Genomic DNA, 20,233 nt, shown 5'->3' on the forward strand with positions numbered 1-20,233 from the left:
CTCCCAGTATGGGCAGCGGCTCCATCCGGCGGTCGGCAGGGGCACTCTTCCGTGGGGTGCTGTCGGCGTCCCGGGCAAAGGCGGGTACGTTCACCGACGTGCCGACGACCTTCTGTGCTTCCACGGCTTCCTCCGACCCGACCGCCCCGAATGCTTCGGCCACGACCGGCAGTGCCGGGCGTGCGGCACGTCACGGCTTCCCCCTGCGCACCGTCGCCGCGCTGGCTTCCACCGGACTGCTGGCCACCCCGCTCCTGGCCGGCACCGCCCACGCCGACCCCAAGGAGCCCAAGGCTCCCAAGCCGCCGACGAAGATGTCGCAGATCGGCGGGGACCGGCTGGGGACGCCCGGCGTCCAGGTGGCCCTGAAGCCCGGCGCCCCGAAGCTGCCGGGCCCGGACACGCTGACGGCCCGTTCGTGGATCGTGTCCGACGCCGAGTCCGGCAAGGTGCTGGCCGCCAAGAACCCGCACTGGCAGCTCGCACCGGCCAGCACGCTGAAGATGCTGTTCGCCGACACGGTGCTGCCGAAGTTCCCCAAGGACCAGAAGCACACGGTCAAGCCCGCCGACCTCGCGGGGATGGGTGCCGGCAGCAGCCTCGTCGGGATAAAGGAGAACCTGAGCTATACGGTCCGCGACCTGTGGCTGGGGGTCTTCCTGCGGTCCGGCAACGACGCGGTGCACACGCTGTCGGCGATGAACGGCGGGACCAAGGCCACCGTCGCGCAGATGCAGCGGCACGCGAAGGAGCTCAACGCCCAGGACACGCATGTCGTGACCCCGGACGGCTATGACGCGCCGGGCCAGGTCTCCAGCGCGTACGACCTGAGCCTGTTCGCCCGGTCGGGCCTGCAGAACCCCGACTTCCGCGAGTACTGCTCGACGGCCAGTGCGCAGTTCCCCGGCGACAAGGGCAAGGACGGCAAGCGGGCGACGTTCGGCATCCAGAACACCAACCGGCTGCTGAGCGGCGATTACGACATGAAGCCGTATCCGGGCATCGCGGGGGTGAAGAACGGCTCGACGACCAATGCGGGGTCGACCTTCACCGGTGTCGCCCAGCGCGGCGACCGCAAGCTCCTGGTCACGGTCATGAACCCGGAGAAGAAGGAGCACAACGAGGCCTACAGGGAGGCCGCCAAGCTGCTCGACTGGGGCTTCGCGGCGGCCGACAAGGTGGAGCCGGTCGGCCGGCTCGTCGGCCCCAGGAGCGAGGACGACGGCACCGGCGCCGTGGGCGCCAAGGGCGAGGGCAAGGGCGGGAAGCAGAGCACCCAGGCCGCGCTGGACAGCGCCAGCGGCAGGAGCGGCGCCTGGACGGCGGTGGGCCTCAGCGCCGCGGCGGTGGCGCTGCTCGCCGTCGCGGCGTTCGCCGTGCACCGCCGCTGGCCGCTGCCGGAGCTGGTACGGGGGCGCCGTTCCGGCAAGTGAACGGAGGCGGAGGGGAGATGGGCCCGGCGGGAGAGGGGCCGGGCAGGCAGGAGAGGGGCTGGGGCTAGGGCTGGGGCTACGCCGCCCTGGGGTGCTCCGGGCCTCCCCGCCTCTCCGGACCTTCCGGCCCGTCTGGCCCCTCCGGCTGCTCCCGCTCGTCCGGCCCCTTCGACCCGTCCGGCTGCTTCGGCCCCACCAGTCGCTCCGGCCGCTCCGGCCCGTCAGGTCCCCCCGGTCCCCCCGGTCCCCCCGGTCCCCCTGGTCCCCCTGGCCCCTCCGGCACCTTGAGTTCGTCGTCCTCCCCGTGCCGCTCGCCGTCCGTGGCCGTCCACGAGGCGCAGTAGACCAGCAGCTTCGCGGTGAAGTTGATCCACAGCAGCAGGGCGATCGGGGTGCCGAAGGCGCCGTACATGCTGCGTGAGGCGACGCCCTGGAGATAGCCGCTGAGCAGCAGCTTCAGCAGTTCGAAGCCGATGGCGCCGAGGAGGCCGGCGACCACGACGGCACGGCGCGGCGGATGGACGCCGGGGAGCCTGGTCAGTATGTAGGCGAGCAGCAGGAAGTCCGCCAGGACGGCGATGACGAAACCGGCGACGGAGAGCAGGACGCTGCCGATACCGCCCTCCGGCAGACCGATCGCCTCGGCCGCCTTGCCCACCGCGGCGGACGCGAAGGTCGAACAGGCCAGGGAGAGCACGGCGACGCCGCCCACCCCGAGCAGCAGCGCACCGTCCCGGAGCTTGCCCAGGAAGAAGTTGGTCTCCTCGTCGGGCTTCTCCCATACGGCGCGCAGACAGTCGCGCAGCGATTCGACCCAGCCGATGCCGGTGAGCAGCAGCGCGGCACCGGCGACCAGACCGACGGTGGTGGCGTGGGCGACGAGTCCGGCGATGTCGAGCCGGTCCGAGAGGCCGGGGAGCTGCTCGGCGAGCTTGTTCTCCAGTGAGTGCAGCCGGGCGTCGCTGAGCAGTGCGGCGCCGATCGCGGCGGCGACGGTGAGCAGGGGGAAGAGCGCGATGAAGCTGGTGAAGGTGATCGCGGCGGCCAGCCTGGTCCAGTGCACCCGCAGCATGCGTTCGTAGGCGCGCCAGAGGTGTGTGGTCATCAGCCGGCTGACGGCCGGTCCGATCACCGGGAGTTTGCTCAACCAGTCCATGGCATTCCCCTCGTGCCCTGTCGACCGCCGGGCCGGGCAGGTGTGGCGGCCGGCGCTCCGGCTGATCCGGAACACTAGCGTCCGGGTACCCCGGAAACGCGCACACTCATACGTGCCGTACGGCCATCGCGGGCCGGGACGGGACGGGCAGGGCAGGATGCCGGGGCCGCGCGGCTCCCGGGCAGGGCTCCAACGGGCTCCAACGGGCGGCTGCCGCGCCGAGGGCGGGCGGCGGCCGTCAGCAGGACGGCAGCAACCGTCAGCAGGACGGCGCCGGCGGGCGGGAGAGATCGGCGGCCTGGCGGGGGACGCCGACCGACTGCGGTCCGAAGGGGTACTCCCGCGCCGGCCGCCACACCGCGTCCGCACCCTGCTCGTAGAGGGCGAAGCCGCCGATCGTCCAGGTCGCGGTGAAGTCCCGGAGTCCGGCCTGGGCGCGGTCCATGGCCTCTTCGGTGATGCCGTGGGCGATGGTCACATGCGGGTGGTACGGGAACTGCAGCTCGCGGGCGCAGGGGCCGGAGGCGGCGCGGATCCGGGCCTGGAGGGCGGTGCAGCCCGCCACCCCGTCGGTGACCTTGACGTAGACGACCGGGGAGAGCGGGCGGAAGGTGCCGGTGCCTTCCAGGCGGAGCGGGAAGGGGCGGCAGCCGGCGGCGACCTCGGCGAGGTGGCGCTCGATGGCGGGCAGCGCCTCGGTCCGTACCTCCGTCGGCGGGAGGAGGGTGATATGCGTGGGGATGCCGGGTGCGGCAGGGTCCCCGAAGCTCTCGCGCTTCCGCTGGAGGAAGCTGCCGTAAGGCTCCGGGACCGCGATCGAAACGCCCAGCGTTACGGTCCCCACTGCGTTCTCCCTCCTGACGTGTGTGCGGCGCGCTCGCGCACCCTCTTAGTGTGCCGGGTGCGCGCCCTTCTCGGGGAGCGTCCTCGGTCCTGTTGCAAGCGGACAAGGGGCCCACGGGCGGGGCCCCCTGGCTCGGCGGGGTCCGCGCGGCCGGCCGTGGCCCACCGCGCGGACGGCTGCCGTCAGTGCTTGGCCGGCAGGAATCCGAGCCGGTCATAGGTGGTGGCGAGGGTCTCGGCGGCCACCGCGCGGGCCTTCTCCGCACCCTTGGCCAGGATCGCGTCCAGCGTCTCGGGGTCGTCCAGATATTCCTGCGTACGGTCCCGGAACGGTGTGACGAAATCGACCATCACCTCGGCGAGGTCGGTCTTGAGAGCGCCGTACATCTTGCCCTCGTACTTCTGCTCCAGCTCCGGGATCGAGGTGCCGGTGAGGGTGGAGTAGATGGTGAGGAGGTTGGAGACACCGGGCTTGTTCTCGGCGTCGTAGCGGATCACCGTGTCGGTGTCCGTGACCGCGCTCTTGACCTTCTTCGCGGAGACCTTCGGCTCGTCGAGGAGGTTGATCAGGCCCTTGGGGCTGGCGGCCGACTTGCTCATCTTGGCCGAGGGGTCCTGGAGATCGTAGATCTTCGCCGTCTCCTTGAGGATGTACGGCGCCGGCATCGTGAAGGTGTCGCCGTAGCGGCTGTTGAAGCGCTCGGCGAGGTCGCGGGTCAGCTCGATGTGCTGGCGCTGGTCCTCACCGACCGGGACCTGGTGGGCCTGGTAGAGCAGGATGTCGGCGATCTGCAGGATCGGGTACGTGAACAGGCCGACGGAGGTGCGGTCGGTGCCCTGCTTGGCGGCCTTGTCCTTGAACTGGGTCATACGGGACGCCTCGCCGAAGCCGGTGAGGCAGTTCATGACCCAGCCGAGCTGGGCGTGCTCGGGCACATGGCTCTGGACGAAGAGTGTGCAGCGCTCCGGGTCGAGACCGGCGGCCAGCAGCTGGGCGGCCGCGATCCGGGTGTTGCTGCGCAGTTCCGCCGGGTCCTGCGGGACGGTGATCGCATGCAGGTCGACCACCATGTAGAAGGCGTCGTGGGACTCCTGCAGCGCCACCCACTGGCGTACCGCACCGAGGTAATTGCCGAGGTGGAAGGAGCCGGCGGTGGGCTGAATGCCGGAGAGCACACGCGGACGTTGCTGCATGGCGGAGCCATTCCCCTGGGGGTGGTGGTGGGCGACGGGCGGGCGATCGAGAGCCATGTCATTGATTGTCGCAGGTCGGGGAGAGGGCAACGGCGCGTGGTGGCGCGTGCGGCGACGGGCCCGGCGGGCCGTGGCGCGGCGGGCCCCTCCCGGCGGCGCGGCGGGCCTCTCCCGGCGGGCCGCCGCCGTCTGCGCCGCGGCGGGCTGTTCGGGGCGGCCGGGACCTGGAATCGTGGGCCTGTTGCGGCCGCGCGACCGCCCCGGATCACCGCCACCCGATCTGTGAGGACCGCTGATGACCGACGGACAGCCGATCTCCGACGACGACCGCCGCACCGCCCCCGCGCCCCTCCCCCCGCCCGGAGCCACCTGCCCCGTGCGCCCCGGAGGCGGGGCGCCGCACCGGCTCGCCCCCGGCGGCGCCGGCCGGGCCGCGGCCGATGCGCTGCTGCGGGAGGCCGGGGCGGTGGTCCCCGTCCTGCTGCCCGGGGAGGTGCCGGCCGTCGCCGTCACCCACCATGCGGTGCTGCGCGAGGTCCTCGCACACCCAGAAGTCGCCAAGAACGCCTGCCATTTCGCGGCGCTGCACGACGGCACCGTGCCGCCCGGCTGGCCGCTGACCACCTTCGCCACCGTGGACGGGATGACCACGGCCGACGGCGCGGACCACCGGCGGCTGCGCGGCCTGGTGACCAAGGTGTTCACCCCGCGGCGGGTGGCGGCCCTGCGGCCCCGGGTGGTGGAGCTGACGGCCGCGCTGCTGGACGGGCTGCCGGGCGCCGCCGCGGCCGACGGGACGGTGGATCTGCGCCGGCACTTCGCCTATCCGCTGCCGATGAGCGTGATCTGCGAACTGCTGGGCGTGGACGCCGCCTTGCGCGACCGGCTGCACGAGCTGTCGAACCTGATCGTGCGCACGACCGGCACGGCGGACGAGGTGCAGGCGGCCAACCGTGAGATCACCGCCGTCCTCGGGGAGGTCGCCGAGGCCCGGCGGGCGGACCCCGGGGACGATCTGACCAGCGCGCTGCTCGCCGCCCAGGAGGAGGACGGCGACCGGCTGAGCGCACGGGAGCTGGTCGGCACCCTGCTGCTGATGATCATCGCCGGGCATGAGACCACGCTCAATCTGATCACCAACGCGGTGCGGGCCCTGTGCACCGGCCGCGAGCAGCTGGAGCTGGTCCGGGCCGGGCGGGCGACCTGGGACGACGTGGTCGAGGAGACGCTGCGCCACGACAGCCCGGTCGCCCACTTCCCGTTCCGCTATCCGGTCCGGGACCTGGAGCTCGGCGGCACGGTCGTGCCGCGTGGCACCCCGATGCTGGCCTCCTACTCCGCGGCCGGCCGGGACCCGGAGGCGTACGGGGCCGACGCGGACCGGTTCGACGTCACCCGGCGGCCCGCCACCCGGCATCTCTCCTTCGGCCACGGACCGCACTACTGCCTGGGCGCGCCGCTGGCCCGGCTGGAGGCGACCGTCGCCCTGGAGGCACTCTTCACCCGCTATCCGGCGCTGGACCTCGCCGTCCCGGACGCGGAGCTGCCGCCGCACCAGAGCTTCATCGGCAACAGCACCCATGTCCTGCCGGTCCGGCTCACCGGCTGATCACGGCCGGTGAGCGGTGCACCGGGGCGGCGGGGCCCCGGTACACCGCGAGCCTCAGGCCGTCGGCAGCCCCGGCGCCGGGTAGGCCGCCATCAGCTCGGCCACCTCCGTACGGATCACCGTCAGCGCCTCCTCGTCGCCCTTCGCCGCGGCCTGGACGCTGCGGTCGATCCACTCGGCGACCAGCGGCATCCGGTCCGTGCCCAGTCCGCGGGAGGTGAGGGACGGGGTGCCGATGCGGATGCCGGAGGGGTCGAAGGGCTTACGCGGGTCGAAGGGGACGGTGTTGTAGTTGACGACGATGCCGGCGCGGTCCAGCGCCTTCGCGGCGACCTTGCCCGGGACGTCCTTCGAGGTGAGGTCGATCAGCACCAGGTGGTTGTCGGTGCCGCCGGAGACCAGGTCGTAGCCGCGGGCCAGCAGCGCCTCGGCGAGCGCCTTGGCGTTGGCGACGACGGCGTGCGCGTAGTCACGGAAGGACGGGGCGGCCGCCTCGCGCAGCGCCACCGCGATGGCGGCGGTGGTGTGGTTGTGCGGGCCGCCCTGCAGACCGGGGAAAACGGCCTTGTCGACGGCCTTGGCGTGGCTCGCCCGGGACATCAGCATGGCGCCGCGCGGGCCGCGCAGGGTCTTGTGCGTGGTGGTCGAGATGACGTCCGCGTGCGGTACGGGCGACGGGTGGGCGCCGCCCGCGATCAGGCCGGCGATGTGCGCGATGTCCGCGACGAGTACGGCGTCGACCTCCCGTGCGATCTCGCCGAAGGCGGCGAAGTCGATGGTGCGGGGGACGGCGGTACCGCCACAGAAGATGATCTTCGGGCGTTCCTTGCGGGCGAGGTCGCGCACCTCGTCGAAGTCGATCAGCGCGCTGTCGGGGCGTACGCCGTACTGCACCCCGCGGAACCACGTACCGGTCGCCGAGACACCCCAGCCGTGCGTGAGGTGCCCGCCCATCGGCAGCGCCATGCCGAGCACGGTGTCGCCGGGCTCGGCGAAGGCGAGGTAGGCGGCGAGGTTGGCGGGCGAGCCGGAGTACGGCTGGACGTTGGCGTGCTCCACGCCGAAGACGGCCTTGGCCCGCTCGACGGCCAGCGTCTCGACCCGGTCGATGTTCTGCTGGCCTTCGTAGTAGCGACGGCCCGCGTACCCCTCGCTGTACTTGTTCTGCAGGACGGTGCCGGTGGCTTCCAGAACGGCGGCGGAGACGTAGTTCTCGCTGGGGATCAGTCGCAGCGTGTCGGCCTGGAGCTGCTCCTCGGCGCCGACCAGTGCGGCCAGTTCGGGGTCGGCGGCGCTCAGCGCGGGATGCAAAAGGGGCTGTGCGGCATGGGGCTGTGAGACATGCGGCTGTGACATGGCGTCCTCCGGGGCGGTCGATCGGTGTTGCCGGTCGTGGTCCCGGGGTGCCCAGGCGGGGCGGCACCTCGTGATGGTTGCCGCGCACCGCTTCCTCGAGGTTGCTTCCCCGTACGCCAGTCGCAGTGCGCAACGCAGAGTCTAGGACACCCCCCGGGGCCCTGTCCGGCGGATCTTCGCAGGCCGGGCGGTCCGGGCGGGCGCAACAATGGAGAGGGACGCGGCAGTGCCCGCGCCCGCACGGCCTACCGAACGGAGTCACCGGTGACGTCCACGGAACGCGGCATCGCCGCCGCCGAAGCCCACAGCGCGCACAACTACCACCCGCTGCCCGTCGTCGTGGCCACCGCCGAGGGCGCCTGGGTGACGGACGTCGACGGCCGCCGCTACCTGGACATGCTCGCCGGGTACTCCGCGCTGAACTTCGGGCACGGCAACCGCCGGCTGCTCGACGCGGCCACGGCACAGCTGGAGCGGGTCACGCTCACCTCGCGCGCCTTCCATCACGACCGGTTCGCCGACTTCTGCACCCAGCTGGCGGAGCTGTGCGGGATGGAGCTGGTGCTCCCGATGAACACCGGCGCCGAGGCGGTCGAGACGGCGGTGAAGACGGCCCGTAAGTGGGGCTACAAGGTCAAGGGCGTCCCGGACGGCAAGGCGAAGATCATCGTCGCGGACAACAATTTCCACGGCCGGACGACCACCATCGTCTCCTTCTCCACCGACCCCGAGGCGCGCGCCGACTTCGGCCCGTACACCCCCGGCTTCGAGATCGTCCCGTACGGCGATCTGCCCGCGCTGGAGGCCGCCGTCGACGCCGACACGGTCGCGGTGCTGCTGGAGCCGATCCAGGGCGAGGCGGGCGTGCTGGTGCCGCCGCCGGGCTACCTGGCGGGCGTACGGGAGCTGACCCGCAGCCGGAACGTGCTGTTCATCGCCGACGAGATCCAGTCGGGGCTGGGCCGCACCGGCCGGACCTTCGCCTGTGAGCACGAGGGTGTGGTGCCCGACATGTATGTGCTGGGCAAGGCGCTGGGCGGCGGGGTGGTGCCGGTCTCGGCGGTGGTCTCCTCCCGCGAGGTACTGGGCGTCTTCGCCCCCGGCGAGCACGGCTCGACGTTCGGCGGGAACCCGCTCGCCTGCGCGGTGGCGCTGGAGGTCATGGCGATGCTGCGGACCGGTGAATTCCAGCAGCAGGCCGTGGAACTGGGCGAACATCTGCACAGCGAGCTGGGGCTGCTGGTGGGCGGCGGCGCGGTGGACGCGGTGCGCGGCCGCGGACTGTGGGCCGGTGTGGACATCAACCCGTCGCGCGGCACGGGACGGGAGATCTCCGAACAGCTGATGGCGCGCGGGGTGCTGGTCAAGGACACCCACGGCTCGACGATCCGGCTCGCGCCGCCGCTGGTCATCAGCAAGGAGGACCTGGACTGGGGGCTCGATCAGCTGCGGGGGGTGCTGGAGGGATGAGGCGGGGCGCGTGCCGTCCTCCTCGGGATGTCGGCTCCAGCAGGGGACGTTCGGCCCGGTGAACCTTCCGCGCCGGGCCCGCGTCTTCCCCCGCGACCGCCACCCTGTGCCCAGGAGAACAAACCATGGCCGACAAGGACGTTGAGCAGACCGACGAGCGGGGTCACCTCCCGGGGCCCTGGTGGGCGGACCTCGGGACGTGGGGCGCTGTCGCACTGATCGTCTTCGGCGGCCTCGCGGCGGCATGGGCCTTCTTCCGGCTGCCCGGCACCCCGGATGAGCCGGCGGTCGGCTACTACTGGGCCGCCAAGGTCATCGCCATCGGCCTGGTGATTGTGGGAAGCGCCTTGCTCGGCCGCCGTGGCACGCGACAGCCCTCAGGCGGAGAGTGAGGCCGGGGTGACGAGCCGGGCGCGTTCGTCGAGTTCGCGGGCCGCGGGGTTCTTGAGGTGGGGGCGGATGAGTTTGAACATTGTTTGCATACGCTGATCTGCTCGCCCCGACTGCACCAGAGGGTAATCGTCCAGGGCGAGATGCCATGTCGCGCATGCTGCTTCGAGGTGGCCGATTTCCAGTTGCCGCTCGGCCAAGGTGGCTCGGTGGCGTACGCGAGCGCGACGGTAAACGCTGTAACGCACCTTGTCCGATTCCTGCATGGCCTTGATGGAGCCGGGAACATCGCCGAGTTCGTACCGGACCTGGCTGGTGTGGTAATTCAGGGCTGCCGGATCGTATGAGCCGAACGCCTTCCCCCTTGACTCAGCCCTCTCCATGGCCACCTCGGCCTCTCGTAGATACATCAGCGCCTTGCTGTGGTCGCCGATTTGCGCGGAGGTGTGCGCCTGCTGCCCGGCAAGGAAGGCGCGCATTCGCGGGCCGGCTTGCGGAGACGCGGCAGCCGCAGCGTCAGCGAGCCGCATTGCCTGCCTGCCGTGCCGTAGGTCAACAGCCTGCACACTCATCCCCCGAAGCGTTGTGCAGTACGTCAAGTGATCCTCTGCCGCTCCGGCAAGTTCCAACGCCTTGAGGTAATACTGTTGCGCAAGGCCGTGAACGCCTTCGTCCACCGCCATGTACCCCGTGAGATAGCACAAGTCGGCAGCAGCCGACATCATCGCTTTGCGTACCGACTCGGAGGCGTCAGCCCGTAGATACGGGGTGACTGTGTTCACCAAAAAAGCCGCTGCCATCGGACGGGCGTGGCGCCCGCCGAATTGGTCGTCCAGTTCTGACACTCGTTCGGTCATGGCAATGACCATGTCGACCTCCGGCATGCCAATGCGCCGGGGTCGACCACTTTGAACGGCTTCCATCCTGCCCACCACATCCGGCCAATTGGGCACCGTCAGCGCAACGGAAAAAAGCCCTATACCGAGAACGCCGCGGCGCGAGGGGTCCATATCTCCCCTACTGAGATCGATCAGCCCTTCAACCGTGCCCGGAGTGGCATCGGAGCTATTGGCCGGTGCGGGGAATCCCACCTCGGCATGCGTGACCGGACGTCCCAGCTTCCGTGCCAGGGCCTCCACGATCAGCGGTCGGACCTGCTCCTTCGGCAGGTGACCTCGGCACCACTGATGGGCCGACGGCTCGCGGTACTTGAGCGGGGTTCCCCGCTCGGTGCCGATGCGGTTCACGGCCTGGACGAACTGCCGCAGCGTCCAGCCGGTCTGCCGGTAAAGCCGTTCAAGGTGCCGGTTCGGTTCCCGAGTGCCCACTAGCCCTCAACTCCCCGGTGTGCACGAGCACTTAAAGCTCTTAAAAGCCGCTTCCAGTGCCACCGTACCGCTGGGCGTAGCGGAGCCGTTGCCCAGAGCGAGGAAGGCCCTCCTCGCAAGACAGGGAGGACCCCCGCGACCGTGGTGGACGGCCCGGGGGCGTGGCCCTCAACTACAAGGGAGTTGACGACATGCCCAACGCTGCAGCGAGGGTCTTCGTCCGGCTGCTGCCGTGGACCAGCCCGGACGGCAAACCGTGCTTCCTGGCAGGCGACGGGACCGGATATGTCTCCCGCATCGCCGACCAGGTGGAGGAGGAGCAGCTCAGTTCTGCCGGCGATCTCATCGACGAGGCCCGCCGAGTGCTTGCCGCACTGGCATGGACGCCCGGGGAACTGCACCTGCTGGCCGTTGAACTGACCGCGGCCCTTGCCGATGTCCGCCGGGTGGCCAAGAGCCGGGGCGGGCGCTTGACCGCTCTCGGGCCGGCGTCGGTCCACACATAGAAGTTCGGCTGTACCCCTGACCGGGGAGCCCGAGCGGGCCCCCCGGCGGATTCAGCGGATCACATGCGGCAAGAACCGCGCGTACTCATCGGTGACCGGTCCCGCCGACTCCCGGATGCCGAGGCCCGCCGCCTCGTCCTCGACGACCCAGGCGCCGAGGACGACGCGGTTGCCGTCGAAGTCCGGGAGCGGGGCCAGCTCCTGGTAGCAGCAGGGGTCCTCGGGTCCCCGCAGCACCGGTTCGGCGCCCGGCTCGTGCAGGGTGACCCCGGCGCCCTCCCGGCCTAGCAGTGGCTTGGCGACGTAACCACGGGTGTGTGCCAGCTCGCGCGGCCCGTCGAGGTAGGCGGGCAGCAGATTCGGATGCCCCGGATACAGCTCCCACAGGATCGCCAGCAGCGCCTTGTTGGAGAGCAGCATCTTCCAGGCGGGCTCGATCCAGAGGGTGGAGCCGGTGCCGCCGCCGTTGTCGAGGGTGTCCAGGACGTACGGGCCGAAGTCGTCGGTGGCCAGCCACTCCCACGGGTAGAGCTTGAAACAGGCCCGCATGAAGCGCAGCCGCTGATCGACGAAGCGGCCCGACAGCCGGTCCCAGCCGATGTCCTCCATCGAGATGGCGACCGTCTCCAGGCCCGCCTGCTGCGCCGTCTCCTCCAGATAGGCGACGGTCATCAGATCCTCGCCGAGCTCGTCGCCCGCCGAGTGCGCGAAGTGCAGCGGTGCGCCGGGCGGCAGCAGCGGGGCCTGCCGCTTCCAGGCCGCCACCAGCCGCTCGTGCAGCGAGTTCCACTGGTCGGCGCCGGGAAAGCGCTCCTCCATCCAGAACCACTGCGGGCTGGCGGCCTCGACCAGCGAGGTCGGCGTATCGGCGTTGTACTCCAGCATCTTGGCCGGGCCGGTGCCGTCGTAGTGCAGATCGAACCGCCCGTAGAGGGAGGGGAGTTCGTCACGGCGGCGCCAGGATTCGGCGATCAGCTTGGCCAGCCGCGGGTCCTCGATGCCGAGGTCGGCGAAGCGGTCCTTGTCGACGATGTGCGCGGCCGCGGCCAGGCACATGCCGTGCAGCTCCTCGACGACCTCCTCCAGGGCCTCGACCTCGGGGAGGGTGAAGGAGTAGTACGCGCTCTCGTCCCAGTACGGGCGCAGCGAGTCGTCCGGGTAGCGGGTCAGCGGGTAGATCAGGCCCTGCGCCTCGACGGTCTGCTGCCAGCCGGGGCGCGGGTCGATGGTGTGGCGTTCCATACCGTGCCGCGTCCGCTCAGCCGCCGGAGGAGCCGTGCCGGCCTCCCGAGCCCGAGCAGCCGAAGCCGCCGCGGTTGACGGCCGTGCTCTTGCTGAAGGTGCCGTTGTCGGCGTATTTGCCGCCGGAGTTGTCCGGGGCGTAGTACCACTGGCCGTCGACGGACTGCTTACCGCGGCCGCTCTTCCCGTATCCGCCGCTGCTGGAGCCACTGCTCCCGGAAGACGAACTGCCGCTTGCCGAGCACTTCTTGGAGTCGACGATGCGATAGCCGTTGAGAGTGTCGTAGCTGTTGCGGTCGACGCAGCGCTTGTCGGGCTCGGAGCCGCAGGACGTCAGGGCGGCGGCGAGCGCACCCATGCTTCCCAGAATGACCGTGCTCGACCGCAGCCGCCGGCGTGCATTTTCCGCCATGTCGTGCCTTCCCCCGTGAACATTTGTCTGAGCACGGACAGCGTAGACGGCACCGGTGGGCCGGTCGCAACGAGGGGGTTTCCTCCCGCCGTGCCGTCGCTCCGCGTGGGCGACGGGGGCGGGGACAGGGCCGGACAGCATCGGCGCAAACGGACCGGGTAGCGACGGACCGGGCGCAGACAGGCGTCGGGCCGCCCTGGTGAGGACGGCCCGACGGTGTTGCACGTGCGGTAGAAGGGACGGTGGGTCAGATGACGGTCTGGGTGTCGGTGTCGCTGGAGCCGGTGAAGTTGGTGTCACCGGCGTAGACCCCGGTGATGGTGTAGTTGCCAGTGGTCAGCGGGGTGCTGACGGCGGCTACCCCAGTGCCGTCGAGCGTTCCGGTCAGGGTCACCGTGGTCACGCCGTCGGTGACGGTGAAGGTGACCGTCCCGGTCGGGACGCCGCTGCCCGGAGGCTGCGCCACCACGAACGCGAAGATCGTGACCGTACCGCCGGAGACGGACGGGTCGGGGAACGAGCTGACAGTGGTGAGGGTGGATGCCTGGTTGACGGTCTGGGTGTCGGCGCCGCTGGAGGTGCTGAAGTTGGTGTCACCGCTGTAGGTCGCGGTGACGTTGTGCAGACCCGCGTCGAGGGTGCTGGTGGTGACGGTGGCCAAGCCTCCGGCGACGGTGCCGGTCAGCGTGCCGCCCCCGCCACCGTCGATGACGAAGGTGACCGTGCCGGTCGGGACACCCGCACCCGGTGAGACCGGGGCGACAGTGGCCGTGAAGGTCACCGGCTGCCCGACCACCGACGGGTCCGGCAACGAGGAGACCGAAGTGGTCGTGGACGCCTGGGTCACGGTCTGGGTGTCGCTGCCGCTGGAGCCGGTGAAGTTCAGGTCACCGCTGTAGGTCGCGGTCACCGGGAAGGTGCCGACTCCGAGTGCGTTGGTCGAGACGGTGGCCGTGCCCCCGGAGAGGGTGCCGACCAGCGTCGGGCCTCCGGTGATCACGAACGTGACCACCCCGGTCGGGGTACCTGCCGCTGGCGCGACCGGCGTGACGGTGGCCGTGAAGGTCACCGACTCGCCCACCACGGACGGGTCCGGCGCCGAACTCAGCGCCGTGGTCGTCGAGCCCTGGGTCACGGTCTGGGTGTCCGCACCGGTGGATCCGGTGAAGTCGGCGTCGCCGCTGTAGGTCCCGGTGACGACGTACACGCCCGCCGTTACCAGGCCGCTGGTGGTGACACTGGTGGTGCCCCCACTGAGCGTGCCGGTCAGCGTCACCGTGGTGACGCCATCGGTGGCGACGAAGGTCACCGTCCCGGTCGGAGTGCCCGCACCGGGCGCGACCGGCGCCACCGTGGCCGAGAACGTCACCGACTCGCCCACCACGGACGGGTCCGGTGTCGTGCTCACCGCAGTGGTCGTCGACGCCTGGTTCACCGTCTGGGTGTCGGTGCCGCTCGATGTAGTGAAGTTGGCGTCACCGCTGTACGTCGCCGTGACCGTGTGCGTACCGGCGCTCAAGGCGCTGGTCGTGACGCTCGCCGTACCGCCCGAGAGCGTCGCGGTGAGCGTGGGGCCGCCGGTGATCACGAAGGTGACCGTGCCGGTCGGGGTCCCCGCACCCGGTGCGACCGGGGAGACGGTGGCCGTGAAGGTCACCGGCTGCCCGACCACGGACGGGTCCGGCGCCGAGCTCACCGCGGTGGTGGTCGAAGACTGGCCCACGGTCTGGGTGTCCGCACCGGTGGATCCGGTGAAGTCGGCGTCGCCGCTGTAGGTCCCGGTGACGGTGTAAAGCCCCGCCGTCACCAGCCCGTTGGTGGTGACACTGGTGGTGCCGCCGACAAGGGAGCCGGTCAGCGTCACCGTGGTGACGCCATCGGTGGCGACGAAGGTCACCGTCCCGGTCGGAGTGCCCGCACCGGGCGCGACCGGCGCCACCGTGGCCGAGAACGTCACCGACTCGCCCACCACGGACGGGTCCGGTGTCGTGCTCACCGCAGTGTTCGTCGACGCCTGGTTCACCGTCTGGGTGTCCGTGTCGCTGGAGCCGGTGAAGTTGAGGTCACCGCTGTAGGTCGCCGTAGCGGTGTGGGTACCGGCGCCCAGCGCGCTGGTGGTGACGCTCGCCGTACCGCCCGAGAGTGTCCCGACGAGAGTGGGACCACCGGTGATCACGAAGGTGACCACCCCCGTGGGGGTACCTGTCCCCGGCGCGACCGGCGTGACGGTGGCCGTGAAGGTCACCGGCTCACCGACCACGGACGGGTCCGGCGCCGAACTCAGCGCCGTGGTCGTCGAGGCCTGGCCCACCGTCTGGGTGTCCGCACCGACGGAGCCGCTGAAGCCGGCGTCGCCGGTGTAGGTCGCCGTGACGGCGTAAACGCCCGCCGTCACCAGCCCGTTGGTGGTGACACTGGTGGTGCCGCCACTGAGCGTGCCGGTCAGCGTCACCGTGGTGACCCCGTCGGTGGCGAGGAACGTCACGGTGCCCGTCGGGGTGCCCGCGCCCGGCGAGACCGGGGCGACAGTGGCGGTGAAGGTCACCGGCTCACCGACCACGGACGGGTCCGGGGACGACGAGACCGCGGTCGTCGTCGCCGCCAGGATCACCGTCTGGGTGTCCGCACCGCTCGATGCCGTGAAGTTGGGGTCACCGCTGTAGGTCGCGGTGACCGAGTGCGTGCCCACGGCCAACGCGCTGGTGGTGACGCTCGCCGTACCGCCCGAAAGCGTCCCCGTGAGCGTGGGACCACCGGAAATCACGAACGTGACCGTCCCGGTCGGCGTCCCCGCCCCCGGCGCGACCGGCGCGACCGTCGCCGTGAAGGTCACCGGCTCTCCGAAGACCGACGGGTCCGGCGCCGAAGAGACCGAGGTGGTCGTCGAGGCCGAGCCCACCGTCTGGGTGTCCGTACCGGCCGAACCGCTGAAGTCGGCGTCACCGCTGTAGGTGGCGGTGACGGTGTAGACGCCCGCCGTCACCAGGCCGGTGGTGACCACACTGGTGGTGCCGCCGACGAGGGCGCCGGTCAGCGTCACCGTGGTGACCCCGTCGGTCGCGACGAAGGTGACCGTGCCCGTCGGGATGCCCGCGCCCGGCGCGACCGGGGCGACGGTGGCGGTGAACGTCACCGGCTCACCGACCACGGACGGGTCCGGCGCGGAGAGGACCGCGGTCGTCGTCGACGCCTGGTTCACCGTCTGGGTGTCCGTACCGACGGACCCGGTGAAGTTGGGGTCACCGCTGTAGGTCGCGGTGACCGTGTGGCTGCCGACGCTCAAGGCGCTGGTGGTGACGCTCGCCGTACCGCCCGAGAGCGTGCCGACCAGCGTCGGGCCGCCACTGATGGCGAAGGTGACCGTGCCGGTCGGCGTCCCCGCACCCGGCGAGACCGGCGCCACGGTGGCCGTGAAGGTCACCGGCTGGCCGAAGACCGACGGGTCCGGCGACGAGGAGACCGAGGTGGTCGTCGAGGCCTGGCCCACGGTCTGGGTGTCCGTACCGAGGGAACCGAGGAAGTTACCGTCGCCGGCGTAGGTCGCCGTGACGACGTAAGTGCCCGCCGTCACCAGACCGTTGGTGGTGACACTGGTGGTGCCCCCACTGAGCGTGCCGGTCAGCGTCACCGTGGTGACCCCGTCGGTCGCGACGAAGGTCACCGTCCCGGTCGGAGTGCCCGCACCGGGCGCGACCGGCGCCACCGTGGCCGAGAACGTCACCGACTCGCCCACCACGGACGGGTCCGGCGCGGTGGTGACCGTGGTGGTCGTCAACGCCAGGGCCACGGTCTGGGTGTCCGCGCCGACGGAACCGGTGAAGCTGCCGTCACCGCTGTAGGTCGCGGTGACCGTGTGCGTGCCGACGCTCAAGGCGCTGGTGGTGACGCTCGCCGTACCGCCCGAGAGCGTGCCGACCAGCGTCGGGCCCCCGCTGATGACGAAGGTGACCGTGCCGGTCGGCGTCCCCGCACCCGGCGCGACCGGGGTGACGGTGGCCGTGAAGGTCACCGGCTCTCCGAACACCGAGGGGTCCGGCGCCGAGGTGACCAAGGTGGTCGTGGCCGCCTGGCCCACCGTCTGGGTGTCCGTACCGACCGAGCTCGTGAAGCCGGCGTCGCCGCTGTAGGTCGCGGTGACGGTGTACACGCCCGCCGTCACCAGGCCGGTGGTAACGACACTGGTGGTGCCGCCGACGAGGGTGCCGGTCAGCGTCACCGTGGTGACCCCGTCGGTCGCGACGAACGTCACCGTCCCGGTCGGGATACCCGCGCCCGGCGAGACCGGCGCGACCGTCGCCGTGAAGGTCACCGGCTCACCGACCACCGAGGGGTCCGGCGCGGAGAGGACGGTGGTGGTGGTCGACGCCTGGTTGACGGTCTGGGTGTCCGTACCGACCGAACCGCTGAAGTCGCCGTCACCGCTGTAGGTCGCGGTCACCGTGTGCGTACCGGCGCCCAGCGCACTGGTGCTGACGCTCGTCGTACCCCCGGAGAGCGTGCCGACCAGCGTCGGGCCCCCGCTGATGACGAAGGTGACCGTCCCCGTGGGCGTACCCGCCCCCGGCGCCACGGGCGCGACCGTGGCCGTGAAGGTCACGGACTGCCCGACCACCGACGGATCGGGCGACGAGCTGACCGTGGTGGTGGTCGACGCCTGGTTGACGGTCTGGGTGTCCGTACCGACCGAACCGCTGAAGTTGGCATCACCGTTGTAGGTCGCAGTCACCGTGTGCGTACCGGCGCCCAGCGCACTGGTCGTGACGCTCGCCGTACCCCCGGAAAGGGTGCCGGTCAGCGTCGGGCCGCCACTGATGACGAAGGTCACCGTCCCGGTCGGCGTCCCCGTACCCGGCGCGGCCGGCGTGACGGTGGCGGTGAAGGTCACCGGCTGCCCGACCACCGACGGGTCCGGCGACGACGTCACCACCGTGGTCGTCGATGCGGGGTTCACGGTCTGAGTGTCGGTGTCACTGGAGCCGGTGTAGTTCGCGTCTCCGCTGTAGGTCGCGGTGACGGTGTAAGTGCCCGCCGTTACCAGTCCGTTGGTGCTGACGGTCGTGACGCCGGCGCCGTCGAGGGTGCCGCTGAGGGTCACCGTGGTGACCCCGTTGGTGATGACGAAGCCGACGGTTCCGGTCGGGACCCCGCCGCCGGGGAACACCGGTCCCACAAAGGCGGTGAAGTTGACCGTCTGGCCCGTCACGGAGGGGTCGGGGAACGAGGTGACCGTGGTGGTGGTCGAGGCCTGGTTGACGGTCTGGGTGTCCGTACCGACCGACGACGTGAAGTTCGCGTCACCGCTGTAGGTCGCGGTGACCGTGTGCGTGCCTGCGCTCAGGGCGCTGGTGCTGACGCTCGCCGTCCCCCCGGAAAGGGTGCCGGTCAGCGTCGGGCCGCCACTGATGACGAAGGTGACCGTCCCGGTCGGCGTGCCCGACCCCGGCGAAACCGGGGCGACGACGGCCGTGAACGTCACCGACTGACCGACCACCGACGGATCCGGCGACGAGCTGACCGTGGTGGTCGTCGACGCCTGGCCCACCGTATGGGTATCGGTGCCGGTGGAGGTGGCGAAGTTGGCGTCACCGCTGTAGGTCGCCGTCACCGTATGCGTACCGGTGCCCAGCGCACTGGTGCTGACGCTCGCCGTCCCCCCGGAGAGGGTGCCGGTCAAAGTCGGACCACCGGAGATGACGAACGTGACCGTCCCGGTCGGCGTACCCGCACCCGGCGGCACCGGGGCGACAACGGCCGTGAACGTCACCGACTGACCGACCACCGACGGATCCGGCGACGAAGTGACCGTCGTGGTCGTCGAGGCCAGGCCCACGGTATGGGTGTCCGTGCCAACGGAGGAGTTGAAGTTGGCGTTCCCGCTGTAGGTCGCGGTGACCGTGTGCGGACCAGCGGAAAGGGCACTGGTGCTGACGCTCGCCGTCCCCCCGGAAAGGGTGCCGGTCAGCGTCGGGCCGCCACTGATGACGAAGGTGACCGTCCCGGTCGGGGTACCCGCACCCGGCGCTACCGGCGCGACCGTCGCCGTGAAGGTCACCGACTGACCGACCGCTGACGGGTCCGGCACCGAGGTGACCGTGGTGGTCGTCGAGGCCTTGTTGACCGTCTGGGTGTCCGTACCGCTCGACGACGCGAAACTGCCGCTGCCGCTGTAGGTCGCGGTCACGGTGTGGGGGCCCACGCTGAGACTGCTGGTGGTGACGCTCGCCGTACCGCCCGAGAGCGTCGCGGTCAGCGTCGGGCCGCCGCTGATGACGAAGGTCACCGTGCCGGTCGGGGTGCCCGAACCGGGCGGGACGGGGGCGACGGTGGCCGTGAAGGTCACCGGCTGCCCGAAGACCGACGGGTCGGGGGACGAGGTGACCGTGGTGGTCGTCGGCGTCAGGACCTGCTGCACGGTCTGCGTATCGGTGCCGGACGACGCGTTGAATTGCGCATTGCCGTTGTACGTGGCCGTGATGAGGTGCGTGCCCGGAGTGAGAGTGCTGGTGGTGACGGTCGCCGTACCGCCGGAGAGTGGGGCGGTCAGCGTGCCGCCCCCGCCGCCGGCGATGACGAAGGTGACCGTGCCGGTCGGGGTGCCCGCGCCGGGCGCGACCGGTGTGACGGTGGCGGTGATGGAGACCGTCTGCCCGAAGTTCGACGGGTCCGGCGACGAGGTGACCACGGTGGTGGTCGACGCCTTGACCACCGTGATGGACCCGAAGCCGCTGGACGGCGAGAACTGGGGGCTGCCGTTGTAGTTCGCGGTGAAAGTATGAAAGCCGATGGGGATACTGCTCGTGGTGACGGTCGCGACGCCACCGATGAGCGGAGCGGTCAGTGTGGGCCCGCCGGCGACGACGAAGGTCACGGTTCCGGTGGGTGTTCCCAGGCCCAGCGGGATGACGGTGGCGGTCAAGGTGACCGGCTGCCCGAAGACAGCTGGATTTGGCGCTGCGGACGTCAAAGTAAAGGTGGGTGCCATGCTATGGCCCTCCGATTGCGGGATGTTGGCGGGCCGTTCAGCTCCCCGCGGAGCTTGTGTTTCTGCGGGAAGTGGGCATCAACCTGGGCGCAGGTTCGGTAATGACAGCCGACGGGATTCGCATCTGCATACCAATGTCCTCCGCCAGGTAGGCAACCCGCCGGTCGATAGCATCAGTAGGCGCGCCGATCATGCCGCCACGCCATAGGCGTCACACCCATTTACCCTGAATGGCGCAGCGCGAAGTGGCGCTCACGACGCGGCGGGGCGCGCGCCACCGGGCGTAGATGTGACAGACGTCAGCACTGGTGA

General features: G+C 70.8%; 13 protein-coding genes and 1 riboswitch. Of the genes, 5 read left to right on the forward strand and 8 right to left on the reverse strand.

The window, feature by feature from the left end; translation table 11 throughout:
• The first annotated feature begins 8 nt into the window (after nt 1–8).
• A complete protein-coding gene (locus STRNI_RS16765; RefSeq protein ID WP_266438876.1) occupies nt 9–1,433 on the forward strand; it encodes a D-alanyl-D-alanine carboxypeptidase family protein in 1,425 nt (474 codons plus the stop codon).
• A 76-nt stretch (nt 1,434–1,509) separates the two neighbouring features.
• Here the strand turns inward: STRNI_RS16765 and STRNI_RS16770 are convergent, their stop codons facing one another.
• From STRNI_RS16770 to trpS, 3 genes are all read right to left on the reverse strand, one after another.
• A complete protein-coding gene (locus tag STRNI_RS16770) occupies nt 1,510–2,589 on the reverse strand; it encodes a YihY/virulence factor BrkB family protein (protein WP_277411506.1) in 1,080 nt (359 codons plus the stop codon).
• 259 nt (nt 2,590–2,848) lie between these two features.
• The gene (locus tag STRNI_RS16775) at nt 2,849–3,433 is read right to left on the reverse strand and encodes a 2'-5' RNA ligase family protein (protein WP_266438870.1); all 585 of its coding nucleotides are present in this window, start codon (nt 3,431–3,433) and stop codon (nt 2,849–2,851) included.
• A 182-nt stretch (nt 3,434–3,615) separates the two neighbouring features.
• A complete protein-coding gene (trpS, locus tag STRNI_RS16780; protein WP_277413261.1) occupies nt 3,616–4,626 on the reverse strand; it encodes a tryptophan--tRNA ligase in 1,011 nt (336 codons plus the stop codon).
• Nucleotides 4,627–4,921: 295 nt separating this feature from the next.
• Between trpS and STRNI_RS16785 the strand changes: the two genes are divergently transcribed.
• Nucleotides 4,922–6,235, forward strand: coding sequence for a cytochrome P450 family protein (locus STRNI_RS16785; protein ID WP_277411507.1), 1,314 nt, complete (start codon nt 4,922–4,924; stop codon nt 6,233–6,235).
• A gap of 54 nt (nt 6,236–6,289) precedes the next feature.
• Here the strand turns inward: STRNI_RS16785 and STRNI_RS16790 are convergent, their stop codons facing one another.
• Nucleotides 6,290–7,591, reverse strand: coding sequence for a serine hydroxymethyltransferase (locus STRNI_RS16790; protein ID WP_277411508.1), 1,302 nt, complete (start codon nt 7,589–7,591; stop codon nt 6,290–6,292).
• Nucleotides 7,592–7,633: 42 nt separating this feature from the next.
• Nucleotides 7,634–7,725: riboswitch (ZMP/ZTP riboswitch) on the reverse strand.
• 130 nt (nt 7,726–7,855) lie between these two features.
• Between STRNI_RS16790 and rocD the strand changes: the two genes are divergently transcribed.
• Both rocD and STRNI_RS16800 read left to right on the forward strand, forming a co-directional pair.
• Complete coding sequence (gene rocD / locus STRNI_RS16795) at nt 7,856–9,061, forward strand: ornithine--oxo-acid transaminase (protein WP_277411509.1); 1,206 nt, start codon at nt 7,856–7,858, stop codon at nt 9,059–9,061.
• 125 nt (nt 9,062–9,186) lie between these two features.
• Nucleotides 9,187–9,453 carry a hypothetical protein gene (locus STRNI_RS16800; protein WP_266438859.1) on the forward strand — a complete coding sequence of 89 codons (267 nt, stop codon included), beginning with the start codon at nt 9,187–9,189 and terminating at the stop codon, nt 9,451–9,453.
• Here STRNI_RS16800 and STRNI_RS16805 read toward each other — a convergent pair.
• Nucleotides 9,439–10,779 carry an NsdA family TPR-like regulatory protein gene (locus STRNI_RS16805; protein ID WP_277411510.1) on the reverse strand — a complete coding sequence of 447 codons (1,341 nt, stop codon included), beginning with the start codon at nt 10,777–10,779 and terminating at the stop codon, nt 9,439–9,441. The genes STRNI_RS16800 and STRNI_RS16805 overlap by 15 nt on opposite strands.
• Before the next feature lie 191 nt (nt 10,780–10,970).
• On the opposite strand from STRNI_RS16805, the gene STRNI_RS16810 reads away from it, so the two are divergent.
• A complete protein-coding gene (locus tag STRNI_RS16810) occupies nt 10,971–11,285 on the forward strand; it encodes a hypothetical protein (protein WP_229838008.1) in 315 nt (104 codons plus the stop codon).
• A gap of 51 nt (nt 11,286–11,336) precedes the next feature.
• On the opposite strand, the gene STRNI_RS16815 is transcribed toward STRNI_RS16810, so the two are convergent.
• The 3 genes from STRNI_RS16815 to STRNI_RS16825 form a co-directional block, all read right to left on the reverse strand.
• On the reverse strand, nt 11,337–12,527 hold the full coding sequence (locus STRNI_RS16815) for a glutathionylspermidine synthase family protein (protein ID WP_018089129.1): 1,191 nt from the start codon (nt 12,525–12,527) through the stop codon (nt 11,337–11,339).
• 16 nt (nt 12,528–12,543) lie between these two features.
• Complete coding sequence (locus STRNI_RS16820) at nt 12,544–12,939, reverse strand: hypothetical protein (RefSeq protein WP_018089128.1); 396 nt, start codon at nt 12,937–12,939, stop codon at nt 12,544–12,546.
• Between the two features lie 247 nt (nt 12,940–13,186).
• The gene (locus STRNI_RS16825; protein WP_277411511.1) at nt 13,187–19,921 is read right to left on the reverse strand and encodes an Ig-like domain-containing protein; all 6,735 of its coding nucleotides are present in this window, start codon (nt 19,919–19,921) and stop codon (nt 13,187–13,189) included.
• Nucleotides 19,922–20,233 lie beyond the last annotated feature (312 nt).

Origin of the sequence: Streptomyces nigrescens, from assembly GCF_027626975.1 — a bacterium.
Lineage (GTDB): Bacteria > Actinomycetota > Actinomycetes > Streptomycetales > Streptomycetaceae > Streptomyces > Streptomyces nigrescens.

Excerpts from the sequence above, each read along its gene's own strand:
- STRNI_RS16825 (WP_277411511.1), bottom strand. The coding sequence starts at position 19,921 with ATGGCACCCACCTTTACTTTGACGTCCGCAGCGCCAAATCCAGCTGTC.
- STRNI_RS16765 (WP_266438876.1), top strand. The coding sequence starts at position 9 with ATGGGCAGCGGCTCCATCCGGCGGTCGGCAGGGGCACTCTTCCGTGGG.
- STRNI_RS16770 (WP_277411506.1), bottom strand. The coding sequence starts at position 2,589 with ATGGACTGGTTGAGCAAACTCCCGGTGATCGGACCGGCCGTCAGCCGG.
- STRNI_RS16800 (WP_266438859.1), top strand. The coding sequence starts at position 9,187 with ATGGCCGACAAGGACGTTGAGCAGACCGACGAGCGGGGTCACCTCCCG.
- trpS (WP_277413261.1), bottom strand. The coding sequence starts at position 4,626 with ATGCAGCAACGTCCGCGTGTGCTCTCCGGCATTCAGCCCACCGCCGGC.
- STRNI_RS16815 (WP_018089129.1), bottom strand. The coding sequence starts at position 12,527 with ATGGAACGCCACACCATCGACCCGCGCCCCGGCTGGCAGCAGACCGTC.
- STRNI_RS16810 (WP_229838008.1), top strand. The coding sequence starts at position 10,971 with ATGCCCAACGCTGCAGCGAGGGTCTTCGTCCGGCTGCTGCCGTGGACC.
- STRNI_RS16790 (WP_277411508.1), bottom strand. The coding sequence starts at position 7,591 with ATGTCACAGCCGCATGTCTCACAGCCCCATGCCGCACAGCCCCTTTTG.
- STRNI_RS16785 (WP_277411507.1), top strand. The coding sequence starts at position 4,922 with ATGACCGACGGACAGCCGATCTCCGACGACGACCGCCGCACCGCCCCC.
- STRNI_RS16820 (WP_018089128.1), bottom strand. The coding sequence starts at position 12,939 with ATGGCGGAAAATGCACGCCGGCGGCTGCGGTCGAGCACGGTCATTCTG.